General features: G+C 57.8%; 12 protein-coding genes and 1 CRISPR repeat array. Of the genes, 4 read left to right on the top strand and 8 right to left on the bottom strand.

The window, feature by feature from the left end:
• The coding region (locus KIH79_RS01525) for a GDP-mannose 4,6-dehydratase (protein ID WP_219057758.1) at positions 1-218 on the bottom strand (218 nt) is incomplete at its 3' end.
• Between the two features lie 286 nt (positions 219-504).
• Between KIH79_RS01525 and KIH79_RS13095 the strand changes: the two genes are divergently transcribed.
• The gene (locus KIH79_RS13095) at positions 505-2,943 is read left to right on the top strand and encodes a DUF4143 domain-containing protein (RefSeq protein WP_219057757.1); all 2,439 of its coding nucleotides are present in this window, start codon (positions 505-507) and stop codon (positions 2,941-2,943) included.
• Positions 2,944-3,429: 486 nt separating this feature from the next.
• Here KIH79_RS13095 and KIH79_RS13160 read toward each other — a convergent pair whose 3' ends face one another.
• The 3 genes from KIH79_RS13160 to KIH79_RS01510 form a co-directional block, all read right to left on the bottom strand.
• Positions 3,430-3,792, bottom strand: a complete 363-nt coding sequence (locus tag KIH79_RS13160) for a DUF6680 family protein (protein WP_420829337.1) — start codon at positions 3,790-3,792, stop codon at positions 3,430-3,432.
• A 115-nt stretch (positions 3,793-3,907) separates the two neighbouring features.
• Positions 3,908-5,233 carry a type II toxin-antitoxin system HipA family toxin gene (locus KIH79_RS01515; protein WP_219057756.1) on the bottom strand — a complete coding sequence of 442 codons (1,326 nt, stop codon included), beginning with the start codon at positions 5,231-5,233 and terminating at the stop codon, positions 3,908-3,910.
• Positions 5,226-5,858, bottom strand: coding sequence for a helix-turn-helix transcriptional regulator (locus KIH79_RS01510; protein ID WP_219057755.1), 633 nt, complete (start codon positions 5,856-5,858; stop codon positions 5,226-5,228). The genes KIH79_RS01515 and KIH79_RS01510 overlap by 8 nt, the downstream gene beginning before the upstream one ends.
• Before the next feature lie 218 nt (positions 5,859-6,076).
• Positions 6,077-6,467: direct repeats of the CRISPR family, unit length 25 nt; unit sequence GTTCGCTCCGCATACGCGGGGATGA.
• Positions 6,468-6,636: 169 nt separating this feature from the next.
• On the opposite strand from KIH79_RS01510, the gene brnA reads away from it, so the two are divergent.
• The gene (brnA, locus tag KIH79_RS01505) at positions 6,637-6,894 is read left to right on the top strand and encodes a type II toxin-antitoxin system BrnA family antitoxin (RefSeq protein ID WP_219057774.1); all 258 of its coding nucleotides are present in this window, start codon (positions 6,637-6,639) and stop codon (positions 6,892-6,894) included.
• 183 nt (positions 6,895-7,077) lie between these two features.
• On the opposite strand, the gene KIH79_RS01500 is transcribed toward brnA, so the two are convergent.
• Positions 7,078-10,869, bottom strand: coding sequence for an alpha-amylase family glycosyl hydrolase (locus KIH79_RS01500; protein ID WP_219057754.1), 3,792 nt, complete (start codon positions 10,867-10,869; stop codon positions 7,078-7,080).
• A gap of 484 nt (positions 10,870-11,353) precedes the next feature.
• On the opposite strand from KIH79_RS01500, the gene KIH79_RS01495 reads away from it, so the two are divergent.
• Entirely contained in the window at positions 11,354-13,294 is a 1,941-nt protein-coding gene (locus tag KIH79_RS01495; protein ID WP_219057753.1) for a hypothetical protein, read from the top strand.
• Between the two features lie 224 nt (positions 13,295-13,518).
• Here KIH79_RS01495 and KIH79_RS01490 read toward each other — a convergent pair whose 3' ends face one another.
• Complete coding sequence (locus KIH79_RS01490; RefSeq protein ID WP_219057752.1) at positions 13,519-13,953, bottom strand: hypothetical protein; 435 nt, start codon at positions 13,951-13,953, stop codon at positions 13,519-13,521.
• Positions 13,954-14,004: 51 nt separating this feature from the next.
• Positions 14,005-15,438, bottom strand: coding sequence for a hypothetical protein (locus tag KIH79_RS01485; protein ID WP_236023512.1), 1,434 nt, complete (start codon positions 15,436-15,438; stop codon positions 14,005-14,007).
• A 272-nt stretch (positions 15,439-15,710) separates the two neighbouring features.
• On the opposite strand from KIH79_RS01485, the gene KIH79_RS01480 reads away from it, so the two are divergent.
• Positions 15,711-17,174 carry a tyrosine-protein kinase domain-containing protein gene (locus KIH79_RS01480; RefSeq protein ID WP_219057773.1) on the top strand — a complete coding sequence of 488 codons (1,464 nt, stop codon included), beginning with the start codon at positions 15,711-15,713 and terminating at the stop codon, positions 17,172-17,174.
• Between the two features lie 182 nt (positions 17,175-17,356).
• Here KIH79_RS01480 and KIH79_RS01475 read toward each other — a convergent pair whose 3' ends face one another.
• Positions 17,357-17,896, bottom strand: a complete 540-nt coding sequence (locus tag KIH79_RS01475) for an arsenate reductase/protein-tyrosine-phosphatase family protein (protein WP_219057751.1) — start codon at positions 17,894-17,896, stop codon at positions 17,357-17,359.
• Between the last annotated feature and the right edge of the window lie 102 nt (positions 17,897-17,998).

The raw sequence follows: 17,998 nt of genomic DNA, 5'->3' as shown, positions 1-17,998 counted from the left end.
AGCAGCTCCGCGTCGCAAATGTTGCCGTGCACGAACTCCACCCGGTCACCGAGAATCGCCTTGATATTCTCCAGATTGCCCGCATACGTCAACGCATCCAACACCGTGACATGCACATCAGGATGATTGTTGTACACGTAATGCACGAAATTCGAACCGATGAAACCACAACCACCGGTCACAATAATGTTATGAGGAGTAAACACTTCATCAACCATAACCAACAGACTACCGCCATATGCCCCCCTAAACAAACCGGAGCGCGTTCTCTCCGACATAGTGCGTCGTCAATGTTCTTCGGCTCCTGTTCGGCGATTGATGACACCTACCTGACTGGATATTATTGGTCCGCAACAGCTCTCTCGATGCCGTTCCTCGGGTACATACTTCTGAAAGGCGGCTGAAACGAAGAAAACAGCAGATGATTGTACTAAAATACATCAGATGTTGTTTTTTTTGCACAACTAATGCTGTTTTTCTTCATAGCATGCTATAATCTTACATATGACATACGTATCAAGGCCGTTGGCGCAAACGCTCAGGAACACAAGATCGAAGGTATTGATACTCGAAGGTGCTCGGGCAGTCGGAAAGACGATGCTCGTTCAACGCGAGTTGCCAGATTTCCACTATGAATCCCTCGCGGACGAGAGCACATACCAGTACGCCAAGGCGCATTTACATGATTGGCTTGCCTCGCTTCCTGCTGGCACAATTATTGACGAAGCGCAGCGCATCCCTGACTTGCCGCTTGCTATTAAAGGAATCGTGGACGGAACAACGGATACTGCAACACAGTTTATCCTCACTGGTTCCGCTTCAATAACGCGCAATGGGCTAGATGGTCAAGATCCATTGACTCGCCGCTCAAGACGGTTCTTGCTCAATCCGCTTACCCGGCATGAGTATTACGGCAATGCTGCAGTTAGTATCGTAGATAAATTGTGGAGTTATATCCCAAATCAGGGTTACCGTTCCGAAACATCGATATCCGACATTAAACGTTACATGGAGATCGGAGGATTTCCCTCTTACGTTGCAGACAACGTTTTCATTACCTCAGAAGCGCGACGTCTCGCCATTCGAGACGATATTGACAACGTACTTGGGGATACCATATTACCCGGGGAACATCTCGACAGGTCTATCGCGTTGTCCGTCTTGCAAGAGATTTTGGCAACACCAAGGGGCATTCTTAATCTTAAAAGAACTGCCGATTTAGTGCACGTTGATGCGCGAACCGTGGAACGATATGTTAGTATCTTCGCCAGTAGATTTCTTATCCGTACTTTGCCGAATCTAAAAAACACGGCCAATCGTCAGGTGCTGGCTAGGTCGAAAGTGCATCCGTTGGACACCTCGTTCTCTATCGCAACGTTTATGCGTAGTGGAAAAGATATCGACCAAGATCGGGCACTGTTCGGCCAAGTATTTGAGTCTTATGTCATCAACCAAATCGTGCCGGAAACACAATGGTCAAACAACCGTCCGGATGCATTTTATTGGAGGGAAAGCGGGTCCAAGCCCAAGGAAGTTGATCTCGTGCTTGTTCATGACAATGAACTTATCGGGATTGAAGTCAAGTCAAACCGCAAGGTGGATCGTACAGACTTCGCCGGGCTGGCTCAGCTGCGTTCCAAAGATAACCGTTTTCAGCGAGGATATGTCGTGTACTGTGGAACTCGCATTCTGCAATTCGCGGATAATATGTGGGCCATTCCCGTTTCGGCATTATGGGATGGAGATGGATTCATTGCCGCTGAAAATACTCAGGAAATGAGCAATCCGTTCACCAATCTCATGGAACCTGCAATACAATACACAGCAAAGACGGACACGCTGTCCACATCCGAATATGACGCCAATATTTTTTTAAGCTACCGTCATCAGGACAATGAGTATCTAGATAACGCAATCATTGATCTTGCCAGAGGTATAGTTCAGTCATATGAATATCAAACCGGTAAGAAACTCCATCTATTCATGGATACAGAAATCCAATGGGGATCAGACTGGCAGAAGATCCTCGATGACAATATCGCTAAAGCCAACATTCTCTTGGTTGCCGTAACGCCAATGTATCTTAAAAGCGACCCTTGTCGTAAAGAGCTGCTTGAATTTGATACAAGAGCTGGACAAAACAGCGGAAATAAAATACTGTCTATGATATGGCAGAACATCGATGTAATTCCTGACAATGGAACAGATCCCGTTCGAAATATCATCCAGAGTCGCCAATTCATTTCCGTCGAAGATCTTGCTTATGAACCCACCAACACCCGTTCTTATAAACAGCGAGTATCAGAAATTGCGTCAGCGCTTCAAAAGACGGTTGCTGAGCAAAATGAGAAAATAGATCAAACTCTAGATCATGTTACACGTGCCGTTAAGGATGAAAGCAGTTCTAATAATGATGCGGATTATCTTTCCATGCTTGCAAAAGCTGAGGAATCATCCGACAGCATACAAGCCGATATTACCGATTTTACGCAATCGTTAAATAACATAATGAATCGGTTGAACGCCAATCCATTGCCGAAAAACACCCCTGCAACAGGCATGATATCTTGGGGTAACCGAATTTCTTCCGAATCACATGACGATATCGAAAAGCTCGACGCAAGCATACGACGTATCTCTGCCACATGGGATAATTATTATGTAGCATTACAGTTATATATTGATCAAATTGCTTCTATGCCAATGGGGTCGCTGCGCAACCAGCAGATCGACATGATGATGAATAACTTAGACCAGTTATCTAACATGTTTACCGTTCCTGCTGGCGTGCAACAGGCAATCGACATGTTACGTGTGCTCGGCAATCTGATAAGGCCGGTAAGACCTGTAACGGCGAGCATTACCGATGCTCTTACCTTCTTCTCAAGCATCCGTACGCAAGCCAAGTCGCTGAGAAATAGATTGGGGACTCTGCCGCGGTAGATATCAAGAATGTGGTCTGATATTGGCTGCTAAGCAATCAGCATCAGACCACATCAAAAAGTCTTCACCTTATGTGGCGGTGGAGATGGTTCCGGCGTGCGCTACTGGGTTTTCGATATACAGGTGTGAGAGGAGGTATTCTTCTTGTTAGATTTGTTCCCGCCAAGACGCAAAAACAAAGAATGCCGTTAGATAGAACGCGCATTTAGCTCCGACACGCCTTGCGCTGATACCATCGTTCCTGCGGAACAACTTCTGACCACGAAGCCTGAGCGCGAGTTTCGCTCTTATCCAGTCGCCATCATCGGAATACTCCTTTCATTACGCGATCATTGTGCGGCGAATAATATAATCGACCAATCGGTGTTCGACCTCAATAATTTCGGTGCCTGCTCTGCAATAACATCACAGCTTAGAAACCCGAATATTCAGCTACGATCTTTGGTGATATAAGACCAAGTCATGATAGCGTTTCGTTGTGGAATCTCAGATGATTGTAGTGAGACCATTGGTGATATCCGACTGTCTTAACGATGTTTTAGGGTTTATCGCTTTTATCAGTGTATTCAGAAGGTCCGTGAGAACTTCTGTCTTCTTTTCGGCGTGTGTGTTCATTAGAAGCCTGTATAAATTGAGGATCTCTTCATTGTCTCCGAATGTTATCGGAATTTCATTGAGGTATTCAGTCATTTTTGGATTATTCATTCTTGTTCGTATAATGGCATATACGAGAGATCTCTTTTCTTCTGTTAATCGATCTTTTTTGTCAAAATATCTTTGTATGATCCATAAGGCTGTTGAGAGTAGAAAACCTACGACTGCACCAAGTAGGGCTGATAAAACTTCCATAAAATGAAATGATAGTTCATGCATCTTGGTTTGTCTAGTTCCTTTTATTGGTGTTAATTAATTAATTAATGCCGATAGACTTATAGTTGCTTTATTGCGAGGAATGTTTCGATTCTTATTTCTGCGCATCTTTTGAAAACCATTGAAGCACTTTGGCACTTTGTTCGGAGATTCCCTCACGAATTCTGCGAATGAGTTCAAGCTTGTCCTCGGTGTCTTGATTGTCTTCCGCTAGTTGCGATAGCATGTTCAGCGCCTCGAACGATGATTGGATGAATGCGGGAAGCGTTCGCACGGCGAGATCAATGAGGATGTTTGCAAGCATATCCCAATCATCCGGTCCGGCGCACGCTTCGGCGAATCGGTGCCAGTGGCGGAGATCAATGCGTTCCCATGAGTATTCGCCTCCTATACTCATGGCCAGTTTGCGATCCTTGCGTGACGTATCATAAGCGAACATTGATGCCAAGTCATACAGTGGAGCCAGTCGAGGGAGCTGCCCTGCTGGCTCCAGAATTGCATAATTCTTTGCATGGGCGTCGGATCCGGCAATAAGGTAGTTGAATGCCAGTGCTTTAAAAAAGAGTCGAACATCCTCTTCTGGAAAACCGTTATCGCGAAGAAAGCGCACAATACTTACGGCTCCGGGTCCACCATCGGCTTGGTATTTTTGAGCAGTCATCACACTCATGGCCTGACAGAGATCCTCTTGATGGATTCTGTTCACCGTTGAGGGAACTGATCGACTGTCGATATGGCGATCCCAACGTGTACTGACGATTGCGGGCACATGGTTGAACATTCGGTACTCGGACTCCGCGACTGGTAGTGAGAGGCGCTCCGCCGTTTTCATGCAAAGATATTCGTTGAATGCCTGCTCCTTAAGATCACGGATTCCTGGTTTGATGATGTGCGTTGTGGCGGCGGCTCCTTCGGCTTCGTACCACTGCCCATCGGTAAACCTAAGTGCAATTTTTTCTTGCGCACCATTCAGCGACCAGTGTTCGCCGCTGCTTTGCCAAGTCGATTGTCCGCTTCCGGCTATGCTGAGCAGCCGCGCCCCGATTTGCTCCTCGCTAATCGGAACCACACGTTCCTCCGAACGAATTTCGTCATATTGACCGGGGACAACGAACTGGACGCCTCCTCCGCAGTCAAGGCCGACTGCGGTTAGCAGGGAAAATGGATTGCGGGCGTTCGCCCCGTAAGTCCGTGCAATTTGTTGTCTGATTGCCGGGTCGTCGGGCAAAATCCCGTCGATGTACGCCTCAATGGGCGTCCCTTCCCATGGCGTGGTCCGACGGGGCATGGATAGTGATAGTTGAGCGGTGATTGGGGCTGACATATCGTAGGTAAACGTATGTTTTCCTGCCGAGTTTTCTTGCAATACTCCGATGCGGTGTCCTTCAAGCAGTACGTCAAGTGTCTTGATCTTATTCATGATGTGACTGCTCCTTATCGGTCGGGGAGTGTTGTTGCGGTCGATCGGAGGAGCTGATTCTTCCGGCTGCAGCGGTTGCATCCAAATTCTTCAACGCTTGCAGATATGATTCGCCGAACAATGATCGTGTGCCGGACCATTGCTGGAGCTTCTGCGATATATTCACGGCATCGGCGAGGGAAGTCGCCTGTGACATTTTCGTCAGGGCTTCCTGTATTGCGGGGCCGGACAGCGCTTTCTCCAACGATGATGCGGGGAATGCGCTGCTCTGGTCTTCGTGTTTTGCCGATACGGTGTCTGTTGTGTCGACAAGTGGCTCGAGACCGTCATGCGCATCGGTGTCAGTGGGGCTTTGATCAATCTCGGCGTGGGAGGGCGGAGCGGACGCGGGGACCTGCGGTTCTTCCGGAATATCGTATGACACGCCGATCGTGACTCCGAGTATTCGGCATACTGTGAGAACCCTGTCGATGCTTGCGTTTTTCAACTTGCCCTGCTCAAATTGGTTGATCCAGGGTCGGCTGATGCCTGCCATGTCAGCGAGTTCAGCCTGAGTAATCCCTTTGATCACGCGTGCGTCGCGCAAGCTAACGGCCAGCTGTCTCACGGACTGAATGTTGCTCATGCCTTTCATGGCTAACCTTTACTGTAGGGCTTATGTTAAGAATATCTAACATACTATCAAATGTTAAGCAGTTCTAACATTTATAGTGGCTATGTATCTATAGCATGTTAGCTAGTGCTAACATGCTATAGATGTCACAATCGTCGTGGACGATAGAGGCTGGCCTGCAGTTGCAGGCGTGATCCCCGAATGAAAGACGTCAACATGCTTCCCGTGAAGTTCGCTCCGCATACGCGGGGATGATCCGCGCTTGTCGTCGACGGGCAGCGTGTGCCGGTCGTTCGCTCCGCATACGCGGGGATGATCCGCGCTTGTCGTCGACGGGCAGCGTGTGCCGGTCGTTCGCTCCGCATACGCGGGGATGATCCGTCATCCAACTATCAGTTCTCCCCCGCAACAAGGTTCGCTCCGCATACGCGGGGATGATCCCGCGGCATCCTGAAAATCAACGGCAACAGGATCGTTCGCTCCGCATACGCGGGGATGATCCCGGCCAGTACGTGCTCGGCGAAGCCCAGGACCCGTTCGCTCCGCATACGCGGGGATGATCCGGACCCGCAGACGCCCGAAGCCGGCACCGCCGGGTTCGCTCCGCATACGCGGGGATGACTCGGACGGCGGCGACACGACCACCAAGGACACGTGGTTTGCTCTGCACATGTGGATGTGATTGATGGTGGCACCGGATAATCATCGTTCGGCTCGGCAGGCGCAATTTGCGCCATATCTGTATGTAAGTCATGAAGAGAAAGAAGATAATTATGACGCTCAAAGCTCAATTCGATGTCAATTCGATGTCAATTCGATCACCAGCGGCCAGCTTGAGGGATGGTTCGACGACGGTGAGGACATATTCGACTTCCTCGATCTGGACAATCCTGTAATCGAGCATCATTCGCCACTGGGGGAACGGGTTGTATTGACGATGCCCGCGTGGATGGTTGACGCACTGGATAAAGAGGCTGAGAATTTGGCGGTCAGCCGCAATGCGGTTGTCAACACGTGGATTGCTGATCAATTGCGCTCCATGCGCTGATGAGACTGACCCCGCGCGCGGAACCATAGCATTGTTCCAATGTCGTCATACGGGGTCTTTTGATGGATACGATGCGTATGCGGTGAGGCCGCTCTCTGAGGATGAATCCGAGAGCGGCCTCACCGTGTTGCCGGACGTTGTGCCGGAAGGGGGATGTTGTTGCCGGGGACTATCCCCGTGCCACTACTGCTTCACCACGCAATTCGGTGTGACGTCGGCGATGGATTGGCCGCCGGTGACGGCGAGCGTGTCGCCGGTGCCCCAGTAGCCGTTGCCTTTGCCGTTGGTCCAGCCGTTGGCGTCCCAGTCGGATCCGCTGGTGAATGCGGTTTTGACCTTCTTGCCGCCGGCGTCGGGAATGGTGGCGATGTACCAGCCGTCGCAGGCGGCCTTCATGGTCACGTTGTTGGTGGTCTTCGTGCCGATGGTGTACGACATCTTCACCGTCTTCCATGCGGCGGTCGGCTTGTAGTACACGGTCATCGGCGTCTTTTCAGCCACCGCTTCGCACGGGGCGACAGAACCGAGCTGCCCGTCCTTGAGCACGATGGTCGCGCCGGACGCCCGGTAGTTCTTGCCTCCGTTATTGTCCCAGTTGCCGGAGCCGTTGGTCACCACGAACTCGACCTGCTGCTCCTTCACACCCTTGATGGTGTACGAGACCCACCCGTCGCAGGCCGCGGTCATCTTCACGCCCGGAACCGTCGTCCACTCGCCGTCTCCCACACGGTAGTGCAGGTACGTGGAGTCCTTGCCGAAACCGGTGCTCGGGTAGAACACGGTCGTATTCGCGGCCACGGGCTTCTTGCCGGTCACGGTCACCGCAACGGTCGCGGACTTGCCGTCGACGCTCGCCGTGATCGTCGTCGAACCGGCCTTCACGAACGTCACGAGACCGTTTTTGTCCACGGTCGCGACCGACGTGTCGGACGACTTCCACGTGACCTGCTTGTTCGTCGCATTGTCCGGCTTTACGGTCGCGGCCAGCTGCGCGGTCGTCGTGCCGTCGGCCAAGTCGACGTTCAGCTTGCCGTCAGACACGCCGTCGCCGGAGATCGCCACGGACGTCACCTTCACGGTATCGTCCTTACCCTCGCCGGAACCGGAGTCATCCGAACCGCCGATGCGCGCGAAGTTCACGGTGAAGTTGTCCGGATCGGACTTCTCGAAGCTGTTGTTCTCCTGCGAACCGGCCGAATCGTCGAGATCGGCGTTGTCGTTCACCGCGAGATCGTACGGCAGCGCGTCCATGCCGGACTTGCCCATCGTGGCGACGAGCTGCACGCCGAGACCGCTCTTCGCGATCGTCGCCGCGTCGGTGCCCAGCTCGCTCAGCGGAACGGACATCTCGTAGTGGAAGTCCATCGTGGACGAATTGTGGCCCTTCTCGTTGAAGTTGACCCACTTCGCGCTCGAACCGGACTTCATGTCGCCGGGCACGCGGCCGTTGTTGGTGCCGTACGCGCCGTCGATGCCGTTGACCTGCGAGCTCAGGATGCCGGTCCCGTACTTGAACGCGATGCCGGACTTCTTGGTCTCGGTCTTCTTGTTGGCCGCCGGTCCGTACTGCGCGTTCGCGTTGAGGCCGTCGCTGCCTCCGCCGTAGATCCACGGACCGTTCGCGCCGTTCGTGGAGATCGCGAGCACCTTGTTGAGCTTGTTCTGCCACGTGATGCCACTGTCCCACAGCGTGCCGCCGGTGTTCAGCTGCGCGCTCTTGCCGATGCGCGTGGAGCTGTCGCCAGTGTCGAATGCGAAGAAGAACGGGACGTTCATGGTGTTGAACAGCGTGCCCTGCGACAGCGGATAGTTGTCGTTCGGCGCGACCACGTCCTGCACGTTGGTCATCTCCCACATCAGGTACAGGTTGTCGTCGTCGTACGTGCCATACAGCGTGTACAGGTCGATCGGCACCTCGTACATCGAGTTCGGGCGGTACACGCGCGGGTCGTCGTTCGCGGCGCCCTGCGCGATGATCATCGAGCTGTCCCAGTCGTTCATCTTGCCGTCGACCGTGATGGTCTTCTTCGCGGCGTTCGTCTTGGTCTGGTACTGGCTGGCGAGATGCTGCGCCTCGACCTCCGTCTTCGTGTATGTGTACGTGTTCGTGAGCGTTTCGCCGGTCTGCGCGTTGGTGGCGGTGACGGTCACGGTGACTTTCCCGCCGACCTTCAGGGAGCCGCCGACCTCGATGGTGTCGCCGTCCTTGAACGAACCGGACTTGCCCTCGGACGTGGCGTACTTGGCGTTCTTCACGTTCTTCGCGTACAGCGTGACCGTGGCGGTGTCGGTGCTGAACGACGTGGACGCGGTGGCGGAGACGGACGCGACCTTGGCGGTCGAACCGGACGCGTCGTAGTAAACGCTCACGGCGTTGCCCTTGGCGGTTCCGGCCGTGATCTTGCCGCTCGCGACGGTGATGGTGCCGCCGTTGACCTGATCCTGGTACGTGCCGTCGTCCAGCGTGGTGGCCGATCCGACCAGGCTCTGGTCGCCGCCCATGTTCGCGATCACCACGCCGTCGTTCGCATGATTGCCGTCGGACACGTACCGCTCGACCATCAGGCAGGAGTTCTGGCCGTTGCAGTTGCGCAGATACTCGGCCTCGCCGTCCATCGCGTTGCGGAAGTGGTTGACCGCCACGACGGACTTGTCCTTCCACATGTCGTCGCCCGCGTCGCCGAGCTGACTCCGCTCCGCGAACTGCGGGTTCGAGCCGCCGGAGCCGACCGGACGGTTGAAATACAACGGCGCGCCGGCCTGGCGGGAGGCGACGAGCGCCCAGCCCATCTTGAGCTGATAGTCGTTGAGGTACGTGGATTCCTTGTCGCCGTTCGCGTAGTTGTCGTGCGATTCGACCCAGGTGACGAGCTGGTCGTTCTTCGCGCCGCCGGTGCTGAGATTGCTCAGCGTGCCGGCGCTCAGGTTGCCGTTGCGGATGGCCGAGCGGACCGTCTGGCCGTAGCTGGACGCGGTGTTGCCGCCGCCGTCAGCCGAATACTTGGCGAACAGGTCGGCGTAGCCCTTGTAGTTCAGGCTGGAATCGCCCTGCAGCACCTCGCCGTACTGGTACTGCGCGCCGTTCTGCAGAATCGTGTCCCAGTAGACCGAATGCTCGCCCAGCTCGTCCGGCAGCTCGACGTGCTTGGCCGCGTCGAAGCGGAAGCCGTCGACGCCGTCCGCGACGGCCTGTACGAGGAATTCCTTCATCTTGTTCGCGGCGGTCTGGTTTTGCGTATTGATGTCCCACAGGCCGAGCAGGTGGCACTGGGTGACCTGCCAGCGGTTGGAATAGTTGATGTTGTCGCCGTTCGCACCCGAGCAGTTGGAGCGCTTGTGGAACAGGCTGGTGTCCTTCCAGCTGGAGTCGATGGCGTTCCAGTCGGAGGTGAAGTGGTTGGCGACCACGTCGACGATGATGCGCACGCCGTACTTGTGCGCCTCGGCGGTGAGCGCCTTGAGGTCGTCTTCGGTGCCGACCACGAAGTTGCCGATGCTGGTGCTGATGGGCTGGTAGACGTAGTACCAGTTTTCGGTGAACTTCTTGCCGTTGGCCTCGTTGACCTTGATATGGCTCATCGGTTCGGTCTGCACGGACGTGTAGCCGGCCTCGGCGATGGCGGCCATGTTCTTTCTGATGGTGTCGAACGACCACATCCATGCGTGCAGGATGGCGCCGGAATCCATGGATTCGGTCAGGCCGTACTTCTCGCGCGCGGCTTCGAACGAGGCGTTGCCCCGGGTGTTGGCGTAGCTGTCGGTCACTGCCGTGTCCGCGCTGGCCGACATGGTGGCGACGGACATGCCGCCGAACAGCGTGGCGGCCGCGGCCAGCCATGCCACGGCCTTGGTGCTGATCTTGGCGATGGGGGAGCGGCGGTGCGGCTGCGGGCTGCCGTAGCGCTGGCTTGACGGGCTGGCAGGGGCGGCGTTCTGTGGTGAATCCTGTGAATCCGGCGGATATCCGGTGGTCATGGTGCTCCTTTGCGGGTTGATTTGGGTACACTGATGCTATCGTTATCATTACGGTGACAACGAAGTGTGGATGATGAGATTGGATACGTTGGCAGCAGTGCGTTGATGGGTGGGAGCAAAGCGCGGCCTAAGCCTATAACTTTTGGTTTTCGGCTCGTTCCGATGATGCAAGGTCGTGCTTCTCGCAGCGTCTTTGCGGTGCTCTTGGTGTTCTATGGTACGAGTGTATGCGAATGTTGTCAATTCAGAGTGGCGCAATTATGCATGTTGACAGTAACGTGAAAAGTATTCATTTGCAAACGTAATCATCGATGTGGCGTCGCCTTGCGCGCTTTGCAGTGGACCGTGGCCGGAAGCGTCCGCTCAAGGGCCGGAATGGAGGCGATCCCGACCCGTGCAACCATAGGGGGTGGCTAGTATGATGGGCGGGGATTGTAGGGTTTGCGGCGAGGCCGCGGTTTGACATGGGAATGGGTGTTGCGCAGTGTTGGATGATGAATGGCTTGCGCCGGCTGACGAGAACGAGGAGGATCCGGCGAAGGACGTTGATCTGAGCTTCCCGTCGATCGACGGGGACGATGACCAGCCGGTGGCCGGACCGCAATCGGCGGATACCGGCGACGCGGCGGTCGCGTCCGTCGACGATGCGGCGGCGCCCACGGTGGTGGTGCCTCCGGTCAATGCGACGACGGAAAAGACGGAAAAGAAGTCGGACGGGGCCGCCGGCGCATCCGGCGCATCCGAAGTATCGGATGAAGCGTCGGCAGATGGTTCGAACGAACCGCAGGACGACTCGCAGACCACGGTGCTGCCCGACGTGGGCGCCCCGCTGCTGGACGCGTCGACGGTCGACTTCCCGTCGGACATTCCGTCCGTGGAGATTCCCACGGTCACGCTGCCGTCGTCGCTGTTGGAAAACGCCCGCAACAAGCCGGTGCTGCCCGACCTGCCGCCGATTCCGTCGCTCGGTCCGATTGCCGGTGCGCACGGCGGTGCCGACAGCGCGAAGGATGCCGCGGACAAACCGTCGTCGGCGGTTCCGCAGCCCGCCGCGGCGGACTCCGCAACGCGCGTCATGCCGGCGACCGACGAGACGAACGCCGAGCAGGAGACGACGGTCATCCCCGACGCCGGACTGCCGCTGACTCCGGGGCTTGGCATCATGCCGAACGCCGCCGCGGGCGACGCGGCGACGCAGGTCATGCAGCCCGCCGTCCGTCTCGACAACGCCGGCGAGGACTTCGCCAAAGTTGACGATGCGCCGGTGGTCGCCCCCACCGAAAGCGACGTGAAGCCGGACGACTCGCTCACGCGCGAACTGCCGTTCAACCCCAAGATCGTCGTCACCGCGGCGGTGTCCATCGTCGCCGTGGTCGCGCTCGTCGCAGGCGTGATCGTCTGGAATTCCCGCCGCGAAGGCACGTCGGACACGGATCGTCTCGCCGCATGCCAGGCGGCTTACTCCGACTACAGCGACGCGGCGAAAACGCTCGAAACCGCGCTCGCCGACGCGAAAACCGCGCAATCGTACAAGGCCAGCCAAGTGGCCGACGCCTCGACACTGACCACGCTCAAGCAGGCCGTCGCCGACGCGCAGAACATGGACGATGTCAAGCATTGCGACGCCGACCTGAGCGTCGGCGTGCTCGTGCAGCGCGCCACGGCCGCGCGCACGGCGACCGACACGGCCAAGCAGGCCGCGCAGACCGTCACGAACGCCGTCAAGGCCGTGACCGCAAGCTACGACAAGAAGACCGAAGCCGATCGCACCGCAGCCAAGAAGCAGCTGCAGTCCGCGTTCGACGACGCGCAGACGCTGCTGACTGACAGCGAAGGCGCGGTCGCCGACGACGCGACCCGACAGGCGCTGCAGCAGGCGATCGACACGGCGAACGCGCTGCTCAAGCAGGACAAGCCCGACACCGCGGCCATGAAGAAGGCCCTGAAGGGACTGCAGACGGCCAGCGACGACGTGAACGCGTCCATTGACGCGGCGGCCGGCGGCACCGCGACGGGCGACGGTACGACCACCGACGGAACCGGCACGACCGATGGAACCGGCACCGGAACCGGCGACACTACCAACAATGGCACGACGACGGGCGGCGCCGCCGGACAGCAAACGCAGCAGAACACGCAGACGCCGTCGAATGGCGGCACGTCCTCCAACAACGGCGGCACGTCGAGCAACGGCAGCGGCTCCGGAAGCAACGGCGGTTCCAACAGCTCCAACAACGGCGGCTCGAACGGCGGCGGCACCACCGATAATGGCGGCTCCACCGACAACGGAACGGACAACGGCGGCAGCACCGATAACGGGGGCACTGGTACCGACGAGAACGGCGGCTCGACTGACAGTGGTACCGACAGCGGCAGCACCGATGCGCCGGTGTGGAACGAGGATGGTAGCTTGGCGGTGCAGTGAGACGAGGGCGGAATCGCGCTGCGCACGATGTCGTTAATGCTGCGGCACTGTCGTGCCGCATCTCTCCCTCAGTCACGGCTGGAGCCGTGACAGCTCCCTCGTCAGAGGGAGCTCCTGTGGGTTGATTGGCGTTGAATAGCAAAAGAAGGGTGGTGGGCTTCCCTCGCGGGGAAGCTCACCACCCTTCTTTGTGCATACAGAGGCAGAGAAGAGAAGGCCGAGAATCAGGCGGCCTTCTTGCGGCCGCGGCGCTTCATGGTGCCGGGGGTGGCGTCGGCGACGTTGAAGATGACGACCTTGTCGCCCTGATAGGGGGTGCCGGCGACGGACACGTAGGCGATCTCGCCCTCCGGAGCCTCCTCCAGCGTGAAGTACGGAGCGATGGCGGACACGACGGTGGCGTCCTTGATGCTGATTGACGCCGTCTGCTTGCCTTCGGCCTTGCTGAACTTGATGGCGTTGTCGGCCTTGGTGGTGGCCGGGGTGACGGCGATCTGCTTGGTGCGGTCGTTGATGAGCACCTTCACGAACGTGGGGAAGCCAAGCGCCTCGGCGGTGGCCTTATTGAATCGAACCGCCGAATCGGTAATGGTCATCACGGTTTTGCCAAGCGGCTTGACCAGCTTGACCTCTTCAAAACCCTGCAGCAAAGACGCCATAATAACTCCTTGAATAGGCGACGAATATCATGAACAATAACAATATATATTCTAGTCTATTTTCGACCGCATATTCGCCGATGTACAAGAATCATTATGGAAAATATCATTCCCCAATATCGTCACGCCCCACAGCAGCAGCGGAATCGCATAAAACGCGTACGATTCGAATTGCACGTACAAATACGCGACCAAAATCAGCCAGCATATCGTCAGCCTATTCCACGCATGGCAACGCGTGACATGCAGCACAATCAGCAGCAGCAATGCCGCGAAGCACAGCAATCCGAATTCGGTGATGAAACTCGCGTAGGCGCTCATCGTGAACGTGTCGGCCGGAGGATTGGCCAACCCGTCGATTTCCTGATTCGCCATGCCGCCGTGCGCGTCGTACCAGCGACGCGCGCCCGCATATCCGGTGCGCACGGCATCCGCGATATTGCCCGAGCCCCAACCGAACAGCAGATGCCGCAGATCATGCTTCCACGCCCACATCGGAGCCAGCATATGGAAAATACGCGCGCTCATCGAACCGTCTCCGGACAACAATCCCCTCGTGGCAAGCGCGTTCAACCGCGAATCGAACATCAGCGCGCTCGCGCCGCCCGCCGCCATCAGGCTCAGCGCGCCGACGAATCCGGCCGTCACCTTGCGCGAACGGAAATTCACCGTGCCGACGATCCATAGGAACGCGGCGACGATCGAATCCAGCACGATGCGCGTGCCCGAACCCATCGCGATCGCGGCGACCGCGAACGCGGGCACCAGCGCGCCGATCCTGCGGTCGCGTGTCAGCCAATACACCGGCAGCAATACGCCGAACAAATGCATGCCGATATAACTCGGCTCCGCAAACAGGAATTGTGGACGAATCGACGCGTAATAGCGGTAGATGAGATTCCAGAAATACGCGCGCACGCGCTGCCAATTCCAGTGGCTTTCCAACGCCACGTATTGCAGCACGCCGGTGAATAATGCGAGCATGTATGCGGCGAACAGCGTCGTCAGCAGCGTGCGGACCGGCACTTTTTTCAGCCTGATGCCGATGTCCAGCGACGCAAGGCACGACAATCCCAAGAGCAACGACAGCAGCGACTTGGCCAGCGGAATCGCATGCACGCCGATCGTGCGCCATCCGTAGAACGACATCGTGACCAGCAGCAGCGGCAACAGGAAAAACGGCAGGAAGCGACGCATCGTGTCGCGCAGATAGCGCGCGTTGACGATCGCGTACGCGGCGAACAGCCACGGCGCGATCGGCGTCCAGTACGGCAGCGGCACGCCGAGCTTGGTGCCGTCGAACGGCAGCGTTGCGACCGCCGCGAACAGCAGCAGATCCGACGGGGTGACGGTGATGCGCGACACCCGTTCCGTGAGCGCGCCGGACGGCAGGTCCGCGATGTGCCCGGATACGGGCGGCCCGGTGGGCGTGGATGGTGCGGATGATGCGGCGGACGCGATTGGCTGGGATGTGTTGGAGGACATGCTCGGATTTTCCTTCCGGTCGATTTCCGTGAGCCACTGTACCAAGCGAATGTGTGGGTACGGTGTCGGATGCGCCGCGCACGAGGCTGCCGCCAGCACTGGAAGGAATATGGAAACGGTGATCGGGACGAATGGACAGATCAAGTCGAGCGATGCGAAAAATGGGCAGACCGTGTAGGGGGTACACGCATCTTGATACGATTGATTTCGTTTTGTGTGCACATTGATTGAAGAGGGAGAGCCTCGTGGTTTCCGCAGAAAAAAGCGAACCGATGCAGGGCCAGATGCCCGCAGAAGCCATTGAGCAGCGTGACGGCGGCGTCACGCTCATGGACATGCTGCGCATCATCCGCAAGCATCTCATCTCGGCCATCATCACGTTCGTCGTGGTGTTCGCGGCCGTGTGCGCGTACACGCTGCTCGTGCCGCCGAAGTACTCGGCCACGACCCAGCTGTTCGCCACGTACAGCCAGACCTCAGCCAACAGCGATGACATTTCCTCCGTCAACAACGCGAGCTCGTACATCGCCAACCAGATCAAGTCGTACCCGACGCTGACCACCACCGAAGCGGTGCTCCAGCCGGTCATCGACGATCTCGGCCTGAACGTGACCGTCGAGCAGCTCGGCCAGCAGCTGACCGTCTCCAACCCGACCAACACCGCGTTCGTGAACATCACCGTGGAGGATTCGTCGCCGCAGCAGTCGGCCACCATCGCCAACAACGTCGCCAAGTCGCTCAAGAGCGTCGTCGAGAACTCGCTGTACGCCTCCGACCAGAAGTCGCCGGTCACGCTGTCGATCGTGCAGCAGGCCACCGAACCGACCTCGCCGAGCTCGCCGAAGGTGGCGCTCAACATGGCGATCGGTCTGGTCGTCGGCGCGATCCTCGCCGTGTTCGTCGCGCTGATCCGCGACCTGCTGTCCACCAAGGTGCAGGAGGCGCACGACTTGCAGGAGATCATCGACGCGCCGATCATGGGCCGTATTCCGGACGACGAGGCGCTCAAGCAGCCCGTGCCGGTCATCGTGTCCGCGCCGAGCAGCTCCATCGCCGAGGAATACCGCCGCGTGCGCACCAACCTATCGTTCACCGCGCCGGTCGAGGGCACCAACGCGCGCCTGATCGTCATCTCGTCCGTCAGCCCGAACGAGGGCAAGACCACCACGTCCGCGAACATCGCCGCGACGCTCGCCGAAAACGGCGCGAGCGTGCTGCTCATCGACGCCGATCTGCGCCACCCGTCCGTGGCCGACAAGCTCTCGCTCGAAGGCAACGCCGGCCTCGCGCACGTGCTGTCCGGTCAGGCGTCCGTCAAGGACGTCGTGCAGCGCTACTGGAAGCCGAACCTGCACATCATGCCGGCCGGCCCGAAGCCGCCGAACGCGTCCGCGCTGCTCAACTCCGCGACGATGAAGGAGCTGATCCGCCAGGCGCTCACCCAGTACGACTACGTGATCATCGACACCTCGCCGATGATCGTCGCCAACGACGCCGCCGTGTTCGGCGCGATGGGCAGCGGCATCGTGCTCGTCTCCGGCCGTGACGTGACCGACAAGCGCGAGCTGCGCGACATCGCATCCCAGCTCGACAACCTCGGCGTGTCCGTGACCGGCTTCGTCTTCAACTTCGCGAAGGAAGGCAAGAAGACGAGCAGCTACGGCAACTACTACTACGATGACGACGACGCGACGCAGCAGCACCGCAAGAAGCGCCGTTCGTCGGCGAAGAAGTAAGTCCCGACGTTCTTTGTCGGAACATCAAGAAGGCCCCTCTCCGGAATCGGAGAGGGGCCTTCGTCGTATGGAGGGCATGCGCGCAGTGGACGCACCGTGTGCATGCCCACCCGGCCTTGAGGCCTTTGGTGCCCTCAGTCGCTGCCGCGACAGCTCCCCTAACAAGGGGAGCGGCAGAAAGACTACTTGGTGGCGTTGGCGATGATGGACAGCGCCTGGCAGATCTGGTCGTGGGCCTTCTGGAAGACCGGGAATTCCTTGCGGTGCGGATCCTCGATGGTCAGCGGCGCGGGCAGCATCGGACGGATCATCGAGGCGTTGTCGATGACCGACGCGATGTGCTCGGGCTGCGTGGAGCCCTCCAGATAGCCCTGCTGGGCACAGTAGGTGCACATGTTCGCGAAGTCGGTCAGCAGGAACGTGTGGCGGCCGGCGCGCGGCGCGAGCGTGGCGATGTCCTGCCGCTGGTGCGGCTCGAAGCACAGGATGAGGTCGGCGTCGTTCGCGAGCTGCGGCGTGATGCGCTTGGAACGGAACGCGCTCGAGTCGATGCCGTCGGCCGCGAGCAGCTTCGCGCTCGACGGGTCGATCTCATGGTCGACGAGCCCGCGCGTGCCCGCGCTGTCGGCTGTGATGGACGGGTCGTCGAAGTAGCGGGGGAGCAGCAGCTCGCCCATCGGAGAACGGCAGATATTGCCGGTGCAGACAAACAGTACTTTCATGATTTCACCATACTATTCGTGACGATGATCGCCCGGACAACGGCTGGACGATCGCGGAAGATTCACTGGAGGCATACAAAAAGACCCCGAGCAAGCCCGGGG

The organism is Bifidobacterium miconis (genome assembly GCF_019331735.1).
GTDB lineage: Bacteria > Actinomycetota > Actinomycetes > Actinomycetales > Bifidobacteriaceae > Bifidobacterium > Bifidobacterium miconis.
This window is presented reverse-complemented; position numbering and strand designations above follow the sequence as displayed.